15 protein-coding genes are annotated in these 18,726 nt (G+C 37.4%); 5 read left to right on the plus strand and 10 right to left on the minus strand.

All coding sequences use genetic code 11. The annotated features are described in order from the left end of the window. From C9E89_RS18170 to C9E89_RS18185, 4 genes are all read right to left on the minus strand, one after another. Positions 1–408: 3-oxoacid CoA-transferase subunit A (locus C9E89_RS18170; RefSeq protein ID WP_116746704.1), on the minus strand; the 408-nt coding region annotated here is incomplete at its 3' end. A gap of 130 nt (positions 409–538) precedes the next feature. Then, entirely contained in the window at positions 539–1,459 is a 921-nt protein-coding gene (gene catA / locus C9E89_RS18175; RefSeq protein ID WP_107009751.1) for a catechol 1,2-dioxygenase, read from the minus strand. Between the two features lie 116 nt (positions 1,460–1,575). Further along, the gene (gene catC, locus C9E89_RS18180; protein ID WP_107009750.1) at positions 1,576–1,866 is read right to left on the minus strand and encodes a muconolactone Delta-isomerase; all 291 of its coding nucleotides are present in this window, start codon (positions 1,864–1,866) and stop codon (positions 1,576–1,578) included. Between the two features lie 14 nt (positions 1,867–1,880). Further along, the gene (locus tag C9E89_RS18185) at positions 1,881–2,990 is read right to left on the minus strand and encodes a muconate/chloromuconate family cycloisomerase (RefSeq protein ID WP_107009749.1); all 1,110 of its coding nucleotides are present in this window, start codon (positions 2,988–2,990) and stop codon (positions 1,881–1,883) included. Positions 2,991–3,092: 102 nt separating this feature from the next. Between C9E89_RS18185 and catM the strand changes: the two genes are divergently transcribed. The 4 genes from catM to C9E89_RS18205 all read left to right on the plus strand — a co-directional run bounded on the left by catM (position 3,093) and on the right by C9E89_RS18205 (position 7,648). Further along, positions 3,093–4,010, plus strand: a complete 918-nt coding sequence (catM, locus tag C9E89_RS18190) for a cis,cis-muconate-binding transcription regulator CatM (RefSeq protein ID WP_107009748.1) — start codon at positions 3,093–3,095, stop codon at positions 4,008–4,010. 160 nt (positions 4,011–4,170) lie between these two features. Further along, on the plus strand, positions 4,171–4,563 hold the full coding sequence (locus C9E89_RS18195) for a DUF4440 domain-containing protein (protein WP_107009747.1): 393 nt from the start codon (positions 4,171–4,173) through the stop codon (positions 4,561–4,563). Positions 4,564–4,963: 400 nt separating this feature from the next. Continuing rightward, a complete protein-coding gene (locus tag C9E89_RS18200; RefSeq protein ID WP_107009746.1) occupies positions 4,964–6,229 on the plus strand; it encodes an OprD family outer membrane porin in 1,266 nt (421 codons plus the stop codon). Between the two features lie 27 nt (positions 6,230–6,256). After that, complete coding sequence (locus C9E89_RS18205; RefSeq protein WP_107009745.1) at positions 6,257–7,648, plus strand: MFS transporter; 1,392 nt, start codon at positions 6,257–6,259, stop codon at positions 7,646–7,648. A gap of 53 nt (positions 7,649–7,701) precedes the next feature. Here C9E89_RS18205 and C9E89_RS18210 read toward each other — a convergent pair whose 3' ends face one another. The 5 genes from C9E89_RS18210 to dnaE form a co-directional block, all read right to left on the minus strand. Then, complete coding sequence (locus C9E89_RS18210; protein ID WP_171405170.1) at positions 7,702–9,708, minus strand: lipase family alpha/beta hydrolase; 2,007 nt, start codon at positions 9,706–9,708, stop codon at positions 7,702–7,704. A gap of 127 nt (positions 9,709–9,835) precedes the next feature. After that, complete coding sequence (locus C9E89_RS18215; protein WP_107009744.1) at positions 9,836–10,768, minus strand: ABUW_2363 family tetratricopeptide repeat lipoprotein; 933 nt, start codon at positions 10,766–10,768, stop codon at positions 9,836–9,838. A gap of 380 nt (positions 10,769–11,148) precedes the next feature. Then, positions 11,149–11,970 carry a serine O-acetyltransferase gene (gene cysE / locus C9E89_RS18220; protein ID WP_107009743.1) on the minus strand — a complete coding sequence of 274 codons (822 nt, stop codon included), beginning with the start codon at positions 11,968–11,970 and terminating at the stop codon, positions 11,149–11,151. Then, positions 11,970–12,803, minus strand: a complete 834-nt coding sequence (locus C9E89_RS18225) for an RNA methyltransferase (protein WP_107009742.1) — start codon at positions 12,801–12,803, stop codon at positions 11,970–11,972. Before C9E89_RS18225 ends, cysE begins: the two co-directional genes overlap by 1 nt. A 36-nt stretch (positions 12,804–12,839) precedes the next feature. Continuing rightward, on the minus strand, positions 12,840–16,412 hold the full coding sequence (gene dnaE, locus C9E89_RS18230; RefSeq protein WP_107009741.1) for a DNA polymerase III subunit alpha: 3,573 nt from the start codon (positions 16,410–16,412) through the stop codon (positions 12,840–12,842). A 176-nt stretch (positions 16,413–16,588) separates the two neighbouring features. Between dnaE and C9E89_RS18235 the strand changes: the two genes are divergently transcribed. Further along, a complete protein-coding gene (locus tag C9E89_RS18235) occupies positions 16,589–17,476 on the plus strand; it encodes a tetratricopeptide repeat protein (RefSeq protein ID WP_107009740.1) in 888 nt (295 codons plus the stop codon). Between the two features lie 64 nt (positions 17,477–17,540). Here the strand turns inward: C9E89_RS18235 and C9E89_RS18240 are convergent, their stop codons facing one another. Continuing rightward, the gene (locus C9E89_RS18240; RefSeq protein WP_107009739.1) at positions 17,541–18,599 is read right to left on the minus strand and encodes a type II asparaginase; all 1,059 of its coding nucleotides are present in this window, start codon (positions 18,597–18,599) and stop codon (positions 17,541–17,543) included. Positions 18,600–18,726: the final 127 nt, after the last annotated feature.

Consider the following 18,726-nt stretch of genomic DNA (forward strand, 5'->3'; position numbering starts at 1 on the left):
GGTCGGTTTGCCCTCAGCAAGCAAAGTCCCAAAACCTGTCGGTGTGTAGATTGGACCTAAGCCCATGCCTGCAGCCTGAATACGGCAAGCCAAGTTACCTTGAGGTACAAGTTCTAACTCGATTTTGCCAGCACGGTAGAGTTCATCGAACACCCAAGAGTCAGACTGACGAGGGAAAGAGCAAATGATTTTACGGACAGCACCCGCTTTGAGCAGTTTAGCTAGACCATAGTCGCCATTACCTGCGTTATTATTAACAATCACAAGGTCTTTGATGCCGAGCTCAATCAAACCATCGATCAGTTCTGCAGGTTGTCCAGCCGTACCAAAACCGCCAATCATGACGGTTGAACCATCTTTAATCTGTGAAAGAGCTTCTTTAAGAGAAGCTGAGCTTTTATCAATCATGTGATTAACCTTATCTACATTTTCATAAATTGCTATGCATAAATATTTTGAATAAATACTTATGCATAAAAAATTATGGCACAAGGAAATACTGTGAAACTAATAACGTTTCACAGTATTTTTATCATCATTATGCACTTGCACGACGACGATCAACTTCAGTCGTTGGCGCAGCTTCTTGTTCTTTCACAAGTTCCACATTGAATGTGATGTGTTTGAATGCTTTATCTGCACCACGACGCGCAATTTCAGCTTCATCTGTTACATCAACAGCAGTTGCAACTAGACCTTCACGTGTAGCGAATGCGAAGTCATCCCAAAGATACTCGTCACCTTCAATATTGAATTGAGTTGTAAGTTTGCGATAGCCTGGTGCAGACACGAAATAATGTACGTGAGAAGGGCGGTTACCATGACGACCTAGTTTGTCAAGTACAAATTGAGTTGTACCTTCAGGTGGGCAGCCATAGCCAACAGGCATAGTTGTTTGAGCAACATATTGACCATTTGCATCTGACAAAATCGTACGACGTAGGTTAAAATCAGACTGAGATTTATCAAAGAATGAATAGTTACCTAAGCTGTTTGCATGCCAAACTTCAACTTTAGCACCTTCGATAATATTACCTTCAGTATCAGTAACTTGACCTTCAATATATAAAAGATCAACTTTATCTGATTCAGAACCATCATCCATACGAGCAAAACCTACAGATTCAGGTGCCCCTGCAACGTATAAAGGACCTTCAATTGTACGAGGTGTACCACCTGTGATTCCTGCTTTAGCATCAGCTTCATCGGCACGTAAGTCCAAATAATGCTCAAGACCTAAACCAGCAGCAAGTAAACCTAATTCATTTGCTTGACCTGCGTCAGTAAAGTATTCAAGACCTTTCCACAATTCAGTTTGTGAAATATCGAGGTCTTCAATAGCTTGAAAAAGATCAGAAACTAAACGTACAACAATTTGTTGAACACGAGCATCAACAGGACCTGTTGCTGTGTCTACGTTCATTTTTTTTACTAATTGATCGATCTCTTGACGGTTCATACGGATTCTCCTTAAGTATGAAAAGGTTGCTGTGGGGCTGTGCTTGCTAAATGTTTTTGGCTCGCGTCCTTGCCCCAACAATCCTTGTTTTATTACTATACAATTATACTAAAAAATCAGGTGTCATCTTCACGAATTGATGAAGGATGGCGGTTTAATGCAACAACTTCGATGTCCATGTATGGATACAATGGTAAACCTTGTAAAATGTTGTGCAATTCCTCATTACTCTCTACATCAAAAATACTGATGTTTGAGTATTGACCTGTAATACGCCAAATATGACGCCATTTACCTTGTCGTTGCAAATCGTGAGAATATGCTTTTTCAACGGCTTTGATTTCATTAGCTTTTTCAGCTGGCATATCTAATGGGATATTGACATCCATTTTTACTTGGAAAAGCATGACGACTCCTTCAATTATTGACGACGTAGGTTGTCGATTTTGTCTTCATCCAATTCAATACCTAAGCCTAAACCTGTTGGGATTTTAAGCTCAAAGTTTTCATATTGAAGTGGAGTTTTTAAAATTTGTTCAGTCAGTAATAATGGGCCAAATAACTCTGTACCATATGCTAAATTACTGAATGTTGAAAATACGTGTGCAGAAGCAATCGTGCCAACAGGACCTTCAAGCATGGTGCCACCATAAAGATCAATACCTGCAAGATTCGCAATTTTGGCAACTTCACAACCTTCAATTAAGCCACCAGATTGTGCTACTTTTACAGCAAAAACAGAAGCTGCATTGCGTTTAGCAAGTTCGTAAGCACTTTGTGGACCCATTAAAGATTCATCTGCCATAATGGCAATATCAAACTTGCGGGTTAAGCGTTCCATGGCATCAATGTTGTTGATTGCACAAGGTTGCTCAATTAAGTCTACGCCACCGTCTTGTAACAGTTGAATGCCTTTGATTGCAGTCAGTTCTGACCAAGCACGATTCACATCAACACGGATTGAAACATCATTGCCTAATGCTTTTTTGATGGCTAAAACATGTTCTACATCTTCTTCTACAGGACGAGAACCGATTTTGAGTTTGAAAACATTATGACGCTTGCTTTCAACCATTTTTTGCGCTTCAGCGATATCTTTTTCTGTATTACCAGATGCTAATACCCATAATACTGAAATACTGTCACGTAAACGACCACCTAGAACCTCACTTAAAGGTAAACCTAGACGTTGTGCTTGAATATCTAACAAAGCTGTTTGAATTGCACATTTAGCAAAACGATTACCGTTAATATTACGGTTAATGATTTGCATCGTTTGTGCCACATTGAGCCCATTTAAGGTTTTTAACAATGGCGCAAAATAGGTTTCAATATTGGTTTTAACACTTTCAGGGCTTTCTTCACCATAGCCTAAACCACCAATTGTGGTTGCTTCACCCCAACCGACAAAGCCATCTTCTGTAGTGACTTTGATGAGGACTAAAGTTTGTGTCTGCATTGTTGCAACCGCCATCTTATGAGGACGGATGGTTGGGATTTCAACAAGCAATGTTTCTATGGACTTATACATCGCAATATTTCTTAAGTGTTGATCTATTTACATACCCTAAATTAATGTAATATCTTAAACTAGAGCCAAATTGGTATTTTTAGATACTTAAAAGGTATATAAATGGAATTAAGACATTTACGCTACTTTGTGACGGTTGTTGAAGAGCAGAGTATTACGAAAGCGGCTGAAAAACTCTGTATTGCACAACCACCGTTAAGCCGTCAAATTCAAAAATTAGAAGAAGAACTAGGGATTTTATTATTTGAACGCGGCTCTCGACCTGTGAAAACTACGGAGGCAGGACAGTTTTTTTATCAGCATGCTGTTCAAATATTAACGCATACTGCACAAGCAACTTCAATGGCAAAACGAATCAGTGCAGTCAGTAAAATAGTGCGTATAGGTTATGTGAGTTCTTTACTCTATGCATTATTGCCGCAAATCATTTATTTATTTAGACAAAAAAATCCAGATACTGAGGTAGAACTCATTGAATGTGGAACAAAAGACCAAATCGAAGCCTTAAAATTAGGGAAAATTGATATTGGTTTTGGTCGTTTAAGACTGACTGATCCAGCAATCAAACGTATTTTAATGCGTAAAGAAAAATTATTATTAGCTGTACATAAACAGCATTTTTTAACTCAATATATTGATAGAGGTGTTTATTTATCTGAAATTGTTAGCGAATTAATTTTTTCCTATCCTGCAACCCAAAAGCCAAATTTTTCAACATTAATTCAATCTATTTTTACTGAGTTAGGTTTAGTTCCGAACAATATGGTCGAGGTACGTGAAATTCATATGGCTTTAGGTTTAGTATCTTCGGGTGAGGGAATTTGCTTGATACCACAAAGTGCCAGTGAAATTGGAATGAAAAATTTAGCATATATCCCGATTTTAGATTTAGAGGCATATAGTCCAATTTCAATGTCTATTCGAAATATGGATCAGAGTGCGTATATTCCAAATATTTTGGATTGTGTTAAAGAAGTTTTTGAATCAGAAGAAATTGCCTTGCTGATGGATATGGATTAATTCCGATAAAAATATAGGTTGAATACTTGGTTTTCATCGGGTTTTTATGAAAATTTAAAAATTGAATGGATATTTTTATATTTAAGTTGTATTTTTAAATTGAAAATTACATTTAATTTTGTATTATTAATACATCATTTGCTTTCAATAAGGATAGGTTATGGCACTGAATAAAGATGCTGCAATTCAAAGCACGTATACATTACATGAATTGATTCAAGCGGTATTTAATGAAAAAAATACGGATGAACAACTTGAACAATTAATTGGATATTTCACACAAGATTTTGAAATGGTGGGTGCAGCAGGAAAACGTATCCAGTATGAACAAGTTCTACAACTATTTAAAAATAATCAAGGAAATATTCCAGATTTAAAAATAGAAATTTCAGATGCTGAAGTGATCATGCAAAAAGATGATGCAGTTTTGATGAATTATACCGAAACACATCATAAAGAAGCAGGTACAACAAGCCGTCGAGCTTCTGTACTTTTGGTTGAGCAAGAAGGGCAAATGTACTGGCGTTATTTGCAAGAAACTTTTCTGGCATAAAATATAAAATTTGTACATTTAAAAGTGGGTTATATCGAAAAATATAACCCACTTTTTTTTTTGCTTAAAATAAATACATGTTTTTGGATGAAGAAGTATATTTTTTGAACTGTGCTTTGTAGCACTGTTTTTATTTTTAATGTGAGTTCAAGAGTAAATTTATTAATATATTGAAAATAAGATATCAAAAAGGTATGAAAATATACTTAAAATTATATGGAAAAATACATTGATTATTAAAATAATGTAAGAGATAGTCAATTAAGTCTTTGTCTAAGTAATTTGAAAATAAAGAAGTTTAGAAGTATTCAAGGAGATCAATTTTATTATTAGACTGTCGTGATGATGTACAACCCAGAGTAATACAACAAGTTAAAAATGTTTGGAAAGGATTTCCTCTATGTTTAAATTAAATGGCTTATTTCAAGCACAACGTACTGTCGGCTATGCAATTTTAGGTTGCTTAAGTATTAATATCGCGCATGCAGATTTTTGGCAGGATAGTCAAAAATCGGTGTATTTAAGAAATTTTTATGTAGATCGTGATATTGCAAAAACCGATAAAGATATTGGAAGTTGGTCGCAAGGAATTAGCAGCCGTTTTGAATCAGGATATACCAATACACCTGTACAGTTGGGATTAGATTTAGGCTTTCAATATGCTGTACGCTTAAGTGATCATAATGATCAGCGTTTAGATACTGTATTTAATTACAATAAATCTGAAGGTAAACAAGAGCGTGACTTCTTAAAGTTAGGCGCAACGCTGAAATTAAAATATCAAGATACAGAGTTAAAAGTGGGTGAATTATTTCCAAAAACGCCCGTATTATTTATTGATGATTCACGCCAGTTGGTCACCACTTATGCAGGTGCAATGCTTGAGAGTAAAGAGATTAAAGATCTAAAAGTATCTGCGGGTCGTTTTACACATGTGAATGCACGTGATGATGATGAGTTTAATAAATTAACTTTAGCGGGTTCAACCGATCCAAATAAAGAGAGTGATGGTTTAAATTTTCTTGGGCTAGACTATAACTTTAATCCGAATATTTCAGGTTCATATTGGTTTGGGCAGCTTGAAGATATTTATCAACAACATTATTTGAATGCGGCATATACAGAGCAAGTCGGCAAATCCAAAGTTAAAGTAGATGCACGTTATTTTAACTATACCGAAGATGGTGATGCTTACTTTGGCAATATTGATACCCAATCTGTAGGGTTACAAGCAACAGTACAAAATGGTTCGAATACAATCACCACAGGTGTTCAAAAACACATGGGTGAAAATGCGATACCTGTATTGGGAGGGTATATTCCACAGCCATTTTTACAAAGTTGGTCGTCTTTAGGGTTTTATAAAGCAAAAGAGCTTACATGGCATATTTTATATAGTTATGACTTTAAAGAAGCAGGAGTTCCAGGCTTAAGACTGACTTTACGCTATTTAAATGGTAGTGAAATTTATCGTCCAAATTTAAAGGATAATAAAGAAACCGAGAAAAATGTCATCGTCAATTACACAGCTCCTGAAGGTAAGTTTAAAGGTTTAGGCTTTGAATGGCGTCATATTCGTACTGACCAAAAATATGGCGTAGGTAATGCAGCAGGTACAGACTATGTCGAAAACCGTGTTGCAACCACATATACCTTTAAGTTCTAAATACAAAATCATGAGGGTGTGAATAGAATGATGCAAAAAACATCGCAAGATTTAACACCACATACACGATTTAAAAAAGCATGGTTGATCACTGCATTATTAATGATTTTTCAAATGATTAATTTTGCAGATAAGGCAGTCTTAGGACTTGTTGCAGAGTCAGCCATGGCTGAACTGCAAATGACGAGTACAGAATTTGGCTTTATTGGTAGTTCATTCTTTTTTTTATTTGCAATATCTGGTGTTGTTGTTGGTTTTGCTGCAGGAAAAATTCAAACCAAATGGATTATTTTGGTCATGGGCGTCAGTTGGGCTATTTTACAATTTCCAATGTTATTTGGAGGTGGTGCAATGGCGCTTTTAGTCACCCGTATTATTTTGGGGGCGGCTGAAGGACCAGCGTCTTCAATTAGTTTACAACACGTGCAAGGTTGGTTTGAGCCTACTGCACGTGGTTTTCCAAGTAGTATGGTTGCAGCAGGAACAACTATTGGACCTATTTTAGCCGCACCTGCTTTGGCTTATATCATTGCACATCCACAATTGGGATGGCGTTGGGCATTTGGTTTTCTAGGCATAGTGGGTTTGATTTGGACAGTAGTTTGGTTTTTTGTATGCAAAGAAGGACCTTATAGTCATATTAGTGACCAACCTGAAAAGAAAGAGAGCAAAAATAATGATGAGTTAAATATTCATACACATAGTATTGCAGCGGTGGTAGATCAGCTTAAGCCTGTTCCTTATTTTAAAATTTTTAGTTCGAAAATGTTTATTGTGGCAGTGCTTACAGGGATCGGTTGTTTTTGGCCACTTGGTTTTTTAACGACATGGTCTCCTAAGTATATTGCAACAGTGGCACAGTTGTCTCCACAAATGGTGGGAACAGTCTCAACTTTACCATGGATACTTGGCGCACTTGCTTTAATGGGGGCAGGTTATATTTCACGTATTTTGATGAGAAAAAATGCCACAGTACATCAAGCTTTGGGCATGAATTTTGGCATCATTATTTTAATTTCGGGTATTGCATTTTTTCTTTTGCCTTATACTCAAAGTAATATGGCGATTTTATTGATTACGATTGCCGCAGGGGCAGCAATGACTTTTCCATTGGCAACGATGACAGTCGGATATAGTGTTTGTTCTAAACAACGTGCAGCAGTGATGGCAACCTTAGTTTCCTTATCTTCAGTGGGTGGAATCGTGTCTCCTTTAATGGTTGGACATTTGATGGATCGGGCAGGATATATTCAACCAGCCAAAGGGCAATTATTATCGAGTCAAATGGCTGAAAATTTAATTTATGGAATGAACCAAAGTTTTACTTATATTGGTGTGTATTTAATTGTTGTTGCAGTTTTGGCAATTTTATTTTTAAATCCAGATAAAACAGCAAAGCGTTTAAATCTTTCCAAATGATTTTTTTATTTGAAGTAAAAAATAGCCCACAAAATGCGGGCTATTTTTTTGTTTTAGTCAGGCTTATATAGACCTAATTTTACCAAATGCAAGCGTAAAATACGTCTTAACTCTAAAACGGCTTCTGGCGTTTCTTGGATAGAGTGCCCACCTTTTATAATTTTTTCAGAGGCAGCGCCATCTAAATGCGCACTTTCATAAGGGACAATACCGTCAGACATGATACTAAAATCAGTTGTATCTGAGTTATTCCCCATAATTGAGTGATAAATCATGCCTTGTTTCGGCATGACATTTTTTGTAAGTTGCGTGAATTTTGAGTTATGGCTTAAATCACTTGGACCATTTTGAATTAAGCCATGTCCAACTTCTTCAACAAAATTTTTCATATTCATATTTTGTTCTGTGACTGTATCTGCCAGAGCACCTAAGAAAGCACCTGGTAATTTAATAATTTTTCGTGCAGCCAAAGTAAACCAACGATCAGCAAAGGCAGTACCACGATGAGGGGCTGAAACAAAAATAGCACGGTCAAAGTTCGGAATTGATGAAATCGTTAAACGTGATTTAAAAACGGAATCATTCTTAAAGCGATCAAATTTACGATTGTTGAGCATTTTTAAAGCAGGTTGTGTCAGATCTGCATCACTGACCAAAAGACGAGAAATAATCCCACCCATAGAGTGACCAATTAATACTGCATCTTTAGCCGCAACAGTGTCTTGACCAATATAATCAAATGTTTGATTAATCAAAGCATTAATTTGAAAGCGACTTTCTAAAATAGGCATGTTGGTAGAGTAAAATACTTGCCAAACTTGAAAATGTTCACGTAAAACATGGTCGCCCATAATATCATTGGTTAAACGTATCCATGCTTCAGGACTACTTGCTAAACCATGCACTAAAACAATCACTTTTTTATTTGGGTTAAAAGGTTCTAGCATATATAAATGCGGCATAGCCAAATGCTGATCACGATCAATCAAAGTCAAATAGGCAGCAGCACCTAAATTATTTTCTGCTAACCATAAACCATAAGGTGCAGAAAAATTTGCAGCTAAAGGATATTCACGATCAGCAACTTGGACTTTTTCAGTCGAATAAGGGTCATAAATTTTTAAGCTAAAGTTAGGATTGTGAATAATTTCTTGAACACTTTTTCCTGATGTTGGTTGAGCAATAATACTGACAGATAAATAACGCGGATCGTGAATATTTGGATTCACTCCATTTTGATAATGATGGTGCAAAGGGTCGACGACATATTGGTCTTCTTCTGGACTTTTGGGGTCGGCTAAAATTGCGACAAATTCGGAACCAAAACCATCTCTACGGTTAAGTGAGCGTAAGCCTGAAAAGTTCAGATTATAACTAGACAGTAAGTTTTCAATATTTGCCTTATCTAATAATGGATAATGACTATAATCAATATGATAGACGCTTTGTCCAATTTTAATTTCTTTTGCAACAGTTTTGTCTTTAGAGCGTAGACCATAAGTCGTGATCATTTTTGCTAACGCTTGGTTGTAAAAATCTCGAATTTGAACTTGGCGGTTATCGAAAATACGATCTTGCGGTAATCGTTTCGTTTCAAATAAATAAGCATAACTATAACGGATACTTTTATCCAACATGTTTAATTGCTGATCTAAACATGTATTGTAATTATCTTGATTAATTTTTTGTTTTTCTTCAGATTGGTGTTTAGCTAAAATACTAATTTTACAGCTTGAAGAATTATTTAAAGCAATTGCTTTAGCTAAAAAAATCTCACTGGCTGCTGATAAAAGTTGCTCATCTTGAATTTGTGGGATTTTTTCTAAATCTTGTACACATTGTTCAGGCTGCTCGGTACATTTTTTAGCTTCGCTACCTGTCATCGAGAGTACATTTAAACTTGCCTCACTCATTTTGTTGCGAGTTAAAATGCTGTCACGCTCATTGGCAATAGTGACATTCACTTTTTGATTTTTTACACTCACAACTTGACAGCCACTGAAGAAAAATGGAATCAGAGCGGTAAGGACTAGCAGTATATTTTTTTGAGTTAGCTGCATGGATATCCTCATAGGAACAACTTTTAGAAAATCATACGATTTTGCGTACAGAATTCAATGTTTTCTATAAAAAATAGGTTGATCAAGTCAACCTATTTTTTATCTTAATTTTGCAGAGACAAAATCATTATTTAGATTGTGCTGGATTTTGTAGCACTTGCCAAACATTATAGCGACCAGATTTTTCAATTTCTTGAATTAAACGATCAACAACTTCAGCTTCTTCAGGATATTTTACTTTATAATTTTTTAAAGTTTGTAAAGCATTTTTCTTTTGCTCTATCCATAAGTAGTTATTTACAGAAGATAAATATGCTTCTTGTACACCTGCATTCATTGCTTTGTTTAAATATGGAATAGCTTCTTTTTGACCGCCACCTTCAGAAAGTGAGAAACCAAACCATAAATTTGCTTCAGCATCATCTTTATTGATTTTTAAAATACGTTGTGCGTAGTCTAAAGATTTAGTGGTATATGCTGGTCCTAAGTCCAAATTACGACCCAAAATACTGGCTTTAAAAGCACGAATCAAAATGTCAAATGAAGCATTAGGTGCAGCAGCTAAACTATCTAATTGAGCAGAAACTTCTTTTAACTTACTTTCAAAACCGCGACGTTCTTGACGGTCAATAAACTGAGGTGGGTAATGACGTGCTTTGCCTTCAACCATTTGTAAAAGATCATCAATTGCAGTGATGTCAATTTCATCTTGTCCTGCAATCACTGCATATTTCATGGTACGTTGATTATTGTTGACTAAAGGTACAATGAGCTTATTTTGATCTAAAATAATTTTAGCATTTGGGTTTTGTGGATCAGTCACTTCCATTTTTTGTAAAGGGGCAGCCGCAGCTTTTTGAAGCTCTAACTCAAATACAGGAGGTTGGTCATAATTAAAAGGATTTAAAGCATAAAAAGGTGGAGCAATATCTGGTTCTGTGTAGACGATTGGTTCATTACTCGCAGCTTTATTTGATGGTTTATGTAAGGATGTTGTTGTAGAACAAGCAGCAAGCACTGAAGCTGATAAAATAGCTAATGCTAATGGCTTAATCGTCATATTGATCTTCCAAGAATTTGTTGTATAAAGTAAGAAAAGTCTAAGTGTCAGTCTAAGAAAACTCATTTAAACATGCAACTTTTAAAACTAGAAGTCTTAAAATTTATACAGAATACAAACGTGTTTAAGCTAACTGATCAGAAAAGCCTTTTATTTAGATAATTGTGAGGGGAAGTTAGACAGATGGTTTTCTTTTCAATGTGATGGCTGAAATCGCTTTATGGTCAATATATGCAAATTTGTGCAATGACTCAAAAACGATCAAATTTTGATGATGATCAAAGAAAAAGGTCGCTTTATTTTTGATAACAATAAAGAGACCTTTTACAGGATAAATTTTAACAGTTTAAAATAATTTTGAATGAATGCTTACAATCAAATCACTTAGTTTGTGCTTCACACTCGCGACGCACATCCTCAATAATTTTGAGTTCTTCATCACTATAAGGTTGTTGATCAACAGCATCTAATTTATTAAATGTTGGATCTAATAAAGATAAACGATGACACAAGCTGTTCATACGTTTTTCATTTTGCTCTAAACGATCAAGTAGAACACGCATACCTTCAAGCATTGGATCTGTTTGTTCTTGGGTTGCTGCATAGGGTTGGAAGTTTGTATTTTCAGCTAAACTTTCAATTTGTTCTGGGCAAGGAGCACTTTGTTCTGCTGTCGTTGTTGGTTCTTTGTCTTTGAGAATAAAACGTGCAGCGCTGCCAACAGCAGTTGCTCCTTCAGGAATGGCTTTGGTCACGACGGCATTAGAGCCAACTTTAGCATTTTTACCTACTGTAAATGGACCAAGAATTTTTGCACCTGCACCAACAATTACACCATCTTCTAAAGTTGGATGACGTTTGCCTTGATTCCAAGTTGTTCCGCCTAAAGTAACACCATGATAAAGTGTAACATCGTCACCAATTTCGGCAGTTTCTCCAATCACCACACCCATGCCATGATCAATAAAGAAACGTTTACCAATTTTTGCACCAGGATGAATTTCAATACCTGTGGTAAAACGGCTAAAAGAAGACAACATACGTGCTGAAGTTTTACAGTCTTTGATCCATAGCTCATGTGCAACACGGTGCATAATGAGAGCATGTATTCCTGGATAGGTTGTTAAAACTTCAAGTGTATTACGCGCAGCAGGATCACGCGCAAACACAGCTTGGATATCTTCTTTAAGCTGTTTTAGCATTAGTTTTGATCCTCATTTTTTGACTTTTTCCATGTACCATTATTCAAGGCTTGAACACGACTAAATATGCCTCGTAATAAATGATATTCCATTTTATCTAATTGTATACGCCCGAATAATCGACGCAAGCGTAAAGGCAGCAATCTTGGGTTTTTCGGGTCTAAAAATTCAATTTCTGCTAACATTTTTTCGATATGTGGATAAAATTGTTCCATTTGTTCATGCGTAACTAAGGGTTCATCCCAATGCATATCTTCTGAATCCGTTACATGCATCACAGCTTGAGGGTCTGTTTTTTTATCTGCCAATTCAAGTGTTGCCATACGCATTTCATAACAAATGACTTGGATTGCTTGCGAAACATTGAGTACACCATAGTCACTATTCACAGGAATAGTCACATGATAATTTGCAAGGGCGAGTTCTTCATTGGTGAGTCCTCGATCTTCACGACCAAAAACAATGGCGATTTCTTGTTGATCTTGAATCACGGCATTCATTGACTTTTGCGCGGCTGGACGAGCATCAAGCAATGGCCAAGGAATGGTACGACTACGTGCGCTAGTACCAAAAACTAAATGACAATCTTTAATTGCATCTTCTAAAGTTTCAACAATTTCAATTTGTTCGATTAAATCTGTTGCACCAGCCGCAAGCGCATCAATGTCAGGATGTGGGTAAGTTTTAGGAGACACTAAGACCAGTTTTGACAAGCCCATAGTTTTCATGGCACGCAATGCACTGCCAATATTTGCAGGGAGAGTGGTATTGACCATCACAATACGTACATGACTTAAATGCTGTGAAACCACAGCATTATCGATAATATTCATTCGATATCCAAAGTATTTAATTTAAATCAGAGAGATTTATGAAAATTGACTGACATCAGCCATATATTGATCCATCGCATCATCCATGCTCATATCGCTAGGCGGGGCTGCAATTTGAGTTGGTTTGGCTAATTCACGTTGATCCACTGCTTTGGCTGCTTTAGATTTCACTTGATATTCAACATGAATGGATTCTTTACCAAAATAATCACGTAATTTTGCAAGTAAATCATCTAAAGGGGCAACTTTCCACTGTTGTCCTAAATGAAGCTCAGTTGTGGCATAGCTATAGTCAAGTAGCAGATGTAAAGGAATGTGCTGACATAAATCAACATGGCAGAAAGATTGTAAAATATTTTGTAAATCATGACTTAATGTTTTTGTCATGATTTCTGGAGAAAGTTTAATCGCAATGTGATTGGCACGCTTTTGACGAATTTCATTTAAGGTAAATGCTTTGGTTAAGCGTCCCATTGGACGGTCAAAGCCTTCTCGCTCATAGATTTCACCCTCTATGACCACCACTTTTTCATTTTGAATCATATCTTTGAAACGTTGGAAGCGCTCATGATTTGCTGAAACTTCAATACGTGCTGTACCATCATCAAGCGTCATCATCATACGATTTGGGAAGTTCGCAACGTCTACCACCAAACCAGCAAAGACAGTCGTAACTCCACGACGAGTAGGGGTGAGTTCACTAATTTTGTTTGGAATAAAGGCTTTTAGTTCTGGTTTATAGACATCAATTGGATGTCCAGTAAGATATAAACCGAGTGTATCTTTTTCGCCTTTTAAACGAACTTCATCTGACCAAGGTTTAACAGGTTTGGCAGGTTTACGCTGAACTTCTTCGACCTCACCAAACAAATCCATAATGCCTGTTTCACGGTTAGAACGTGCCTGTTCAGCCGCTTGAACTGCTTCAGGGAGTTGTAACATCAGACTGGCACGTTCAATGCCTAAACAATCCAATGCACCCGCACGAATTAAGGCTTCCAATGTACGTTTATTGATTTTTTTCAAATCAACACGATGACAGAAATCAAATAAATCCTTAAACGGACCATCATGTAAGCGTGAATCTATCACCGATTGCATGGCTTGTTCACCCACACCTTTAATGGCACCTAAACCATAAACGATAGTTTCAGCGTCAGAGGCATGGAATTGGTAAAACGACATATTTACAGAAGGAGGTAATACATTTAAGTCATTGATACGGCAGTCATCAATCAGAAAAACAATATTATCAGTATTCTGCATTTCCGAAGACATGACCGCAGCCATAAACTCGGATGGATAATGCGCTTTAAGCCATGCAGTTTGATAAGCCACGAGTGCGTAAGCTGCCGCATGGGATTTGTTAAAGCCATAGCCTGCGAATTTTTCCATATAGTCAAAGATATGGTTGGCAGTACCTTCGTCAATGTCTTTTTTAGCCGCACCTTCAATAAAGATTTGGCGCTGTTTGACCATTTCTTCAGGTTTTTTCTTACCCATGGCACGACGTAAGATATCCGCACCACCAAGCGAATAGCCTGCACAGAATTGTGCAGCTTGCATTACCTGTTCTTGATACACCATGATGCCATAAGTCGGCTCAAGAACACTTTCAAGTAGTGGATGTAAATATTCAAATTCACCACCGTGCATACGGTGAATAAAGTCAGGAATCAGATCCATTGGACCCGGACGATATAAAGACACGAAGGCAATAATTTCTTCAAATTTGCTTGGGCGTGCTTCTTTGAGCATTTTTTTCATACCCACGGATTCAAACTGGAACACCGCAGTGGTATTGGCTTCGGCAAAGACGAGGTAAGCATCTTTATCGTCAAGTGGAATATGGGCAATGTCCAAAGGTTTTTCAGCTTGAATGCGCTTATTGATATTTTGAACTGCATCTTCAATGACCGTTAGGTTACGCAAACCCAAAAAGTCGAACTTCACAAGACCTGCGGCTTCAACATCATCCTTATCAAATTGGGCAACACGGGCTGTACCATCGGCTTCACACATGACAGCAGAATAATCGGTAATTTTGGTGGGTGCGATGACCACACCGCCTGCATGCTTACCTGTATTTCGGGTAATGCCTTCCAGTTTAAGTGCCATTTCCCAGATTTCAGCTGCATCATCATTGTCAGGGTTGGATGGGTTGGTCACAATATCTTTGAGTTGTGGCTCAGCCTCAATGGATTCCTCCAAAGTTAAACCCAAAGGCTTGGTTGGAATCATTTTTGAAATACGGTCAGCCAGACCATAAGATTTGCCTAATACACGCGCAACATCTCGAATCGCACCTTTGGCTGCCATAGTACCGAAGGTCGCAATCTGTGAAACGGCATCACGACCATAATGGCGTGCCACGTAGTCAATGACTTTATCACGACCTGCAATACAGAAATCGACGTCAAAGTCGGGCATGGATACACGTTCTGGATTTAAGAAACGTTCGAAAAGCAGGTCATAGCGCAGAGGGTCTAAGTCAGTGATTTTTAAACTGAATGCGACCAATGAACCTGCACCTGAACCACGACCAGGTCCCACAGGAACGCCATTATTTTTTGACCATTGAATGAAGTCCATAACGATCAGAAAGTAGCCGGGGAATCCCATTTTATTGATAATGCCAAGTTCATAGGCAAGTCGTTCATCATAAGGCTTACGGATTTCTGCCCAATCTTCATCACGCTTTTCTACAGGGTATAGAACGTCAAGGCGTTCTTCTAAACCCACTTCAGACAAATGCGCAAAGTAGGTGTCAATGGTATGACCTTCTGGGATTGGGTAGTCAGGTAAGTCATTGAAGCCTAAGCGTAAAGAAACAGTACAACGTTTCGCAATCTGTACTGTATTTTCAATGGCACTCGGAATGTCTGCAAACAGCTCAATCATTTCTTGTGATGATTTGAAATATTGCTCAGTGCTGTAGTTTTTAGGACGTTTGTTATCACCGAGTACATAGCCATCAGCAATACATACACGGGCTTCATGCGCTTCAAAATCTTCGGGTTTGATAAAGTGGACATCGTTATGTGCCACTACACCAATATTATATTTTGCAGCAAGTTTAACAGCTTCCTGATTAAAGCTTTCTTCCATCGGGCGACCGGTACGGGTCAATGCCAAATATACCCGATTACCAAATTTGCTCACCCATTCTTCAAGTAAGGGTTCAGCTTTTTCAGGATATGCTGAACACAGCATTTCACCCACATCACTGTGTAAACCCAATAAAACAATTAAATCTTGAGATTGTTCTAGCACCCAGTCTTTTTGAATGCAGGGAATGGAAAGTTGTTGTCCTTCAATAAAACCGCGTGACACAATTTCGGTCAGTCCACGCCAGCCTTTGTTGGTCATGGCTAATAAAGTGGCTTTGTGGTTAGCATCATTCAAGCGAATGGTACTGCCAAAGATTGGTTTAATCCCTTTACCAATGACTTTATTATAAAATTTAACTGCGGCATGCAGATTGGATAAGTCGGTAAGGGCTAAAGCAGGCATTTCATCTGACGCAGCAGCTTTAATCAGATCAGGTATACGAACGATCGACTCTGTGATCGAAAATTCTGTAAAAATACCAAGATGAACAAACTGCATAGATAGAAACCCTTTCATAACAACGTATGATTTTAACACGCTTCATTTAGATATGTCGGTGAAACTTAATCAATCTTATTTTGTTGTTGAATAGTTGCATGTTTTGCAATCATTAAAAAATCTTAATATCATTAGGCTTTACAATAAATGAATTGTTTAGTCCTTAAAGGAAACAGATGAAAATTAAAACATTATTTTTATTGGGTTGTTTAGCTTTACCTGTTACAAGCGTTGTTTATGCAGAAGTTGAATATAGTTCCACTTTAGTCAAAAAAGCACAATCTGGTGATGCTCAAGCACAATATGAATTGGGTGAAGCATATTATCAAGGTTATGGTGTAGAGGAAAATTTAGCAGAAGCGTTAAAGTGGTATCGTAAGGCAGCAGCAAAAGATAATTTAGAAGCCATTTACTCAATCGGTTATATGTACGATGAAGGTGAAGCCGTTAAAGAAGATAATGTCGAAGCGATGAAATGGCTGCTCAAAGCTGCTGAGAAAGGTCATTTATTAGCACAATATCGCTATGGTCAAACTTTAGAAAATGGCGAAGAAGGTGTCAAAGCTGATCCTAAAAAAGCCATGACATGGATACAAAAAGCTGCGGATGGTGGTCTTGCAGAAGCACAATATCATGCAGGTTATAATTATGAAATGGGTGAATATGTCACCAAAGACTTGAAAAAAGCAGTTCAATATTATCAACTGGCTGTAGCTCAAGAAAATCGTGATGCACAAAATAATTTAGGCGTTTTATATCATGATGGTGATGGTGTTACCCAAGACTATGCCAAAGCATTACAACTGTATACTTTAGCTTCTGAGCAAGGCAATGAACTTGCAACGTCAAACCTAGGTTTATTGTATGAAAATGGCGAAGGTGTAAAAAAAGATTTTAAACGCGCAGCAAAGTATTATGAATTGGCTTATGAACAAGGCGATCATGATGCACTTGAAAGCTTGGCAAATCTTTATGAAACAGGTGGTTTTGGTTTGAAAAAAGATGCAAGTAAAGCGAAGGAATATCGTGAATCAATCGCGGCAACAGCAAGTGCTGCAGAATGATTGATGTATATGCTATAAATAAGCGCCGATGAGGCGCTTATTTTTTGTTTTAACTTCAAAAAAGTTAATATTCCCAAAACATACGTTGGATTTCTTTAGCATCTTGCGTCTTTGTCAGTGCTAAAGCTGCTAACAGTTTCGCTTTTTGTGGATTTAAATCGTGAGCGACGACCCAACCATATTGATCGTCAGGTTGTTCAGCATTGCGTAAGACAAAACCTTGCGGAACACGTGATGAACGAATGATTTGAATGCCTTGTTGCTGTAACTGATTTAAGGTTGGGACAATGTAATTTGCGACAGAGCCATTGCCTGTACCTGCATTAATAATTGCTTTGACACCTGCTTTGGCATAAGCCAAGTAAGCATCGGGAAGCATATTGCCTGAACCATAAACAATTTGCACTGAAGGTAGGCGATCTCCTTGAATACTTTCAATATTAAATTCTGAACTATTGTTAAAGCGTTTCGCTACATTTCTAAACCAATAAGGCTTTCCTTCAACTAATGTACCTAAGGCTCCCCATTGGCTTACAAAAGCATTGGTGTGAATGTTAATGGTCTTACTCACATCACGTGCCGCAAATATATCATCATTCATGAGAACAAAGACTCCTTTACCCTTGGCGCTATCCGCCGCAGCGAGCGCGACTGCACTATAAAGATTCAAAGGACCATCCGCAGATAGGGCAGAAGGTGGGCGCATCGAACCCACAACCACGATAGGTTTATCTGTATGTACAGTTAATCCTAAAAAGAATGCGGTTTCCTCTAACGTATCGGTGCCATGCGTAATGACTACACCATTTACATCAGGCTTTTTAACCAACTCATTGACTTTACGGGCAATCGTTAAAAGCTCTTTATCTGTAATACTTTCTGAGGCAACTTGCAGTGCTTGTACACCTGTAACATTTGCAAGGTTTTGAATTTGTGGAACAGCTTTGAGTAGATCATCTACAGGAACTTTGGCTGCGGTATAAGTAGCGCTATTGGTAGAGCTTGCACCTGCACCTGCAATCGTGCCGCCAGTTGCGACGACAACGACATTGTTTTTAGCATAACTTGCAAATGGCAAGAGCATTCCGATTGAAAGTGCGAGAGCTGTAACCGTCTTTTTCATAAAATATCCTTTTCTATTCATCATTCTAGTTTTAAGCACTTTTTGTACCAATTTGAACTTAATATAAAAAATAGGTTTTTGCCCATACCTAATTTAAAATGATATTTTTTGAATGATCATTCAAATT

It is taken from the genome of Acinetobacter sichuanensis (assembly GCF_003024515.2).
In the GTDB taxonomy this organism is placed as follows: Bacteria; Pseudomonadota; Gammaproteobacteria; order Pseudomonadales; family Moraxellaceae; genus Acinetobacter; species Acinetobacter sichuanensis.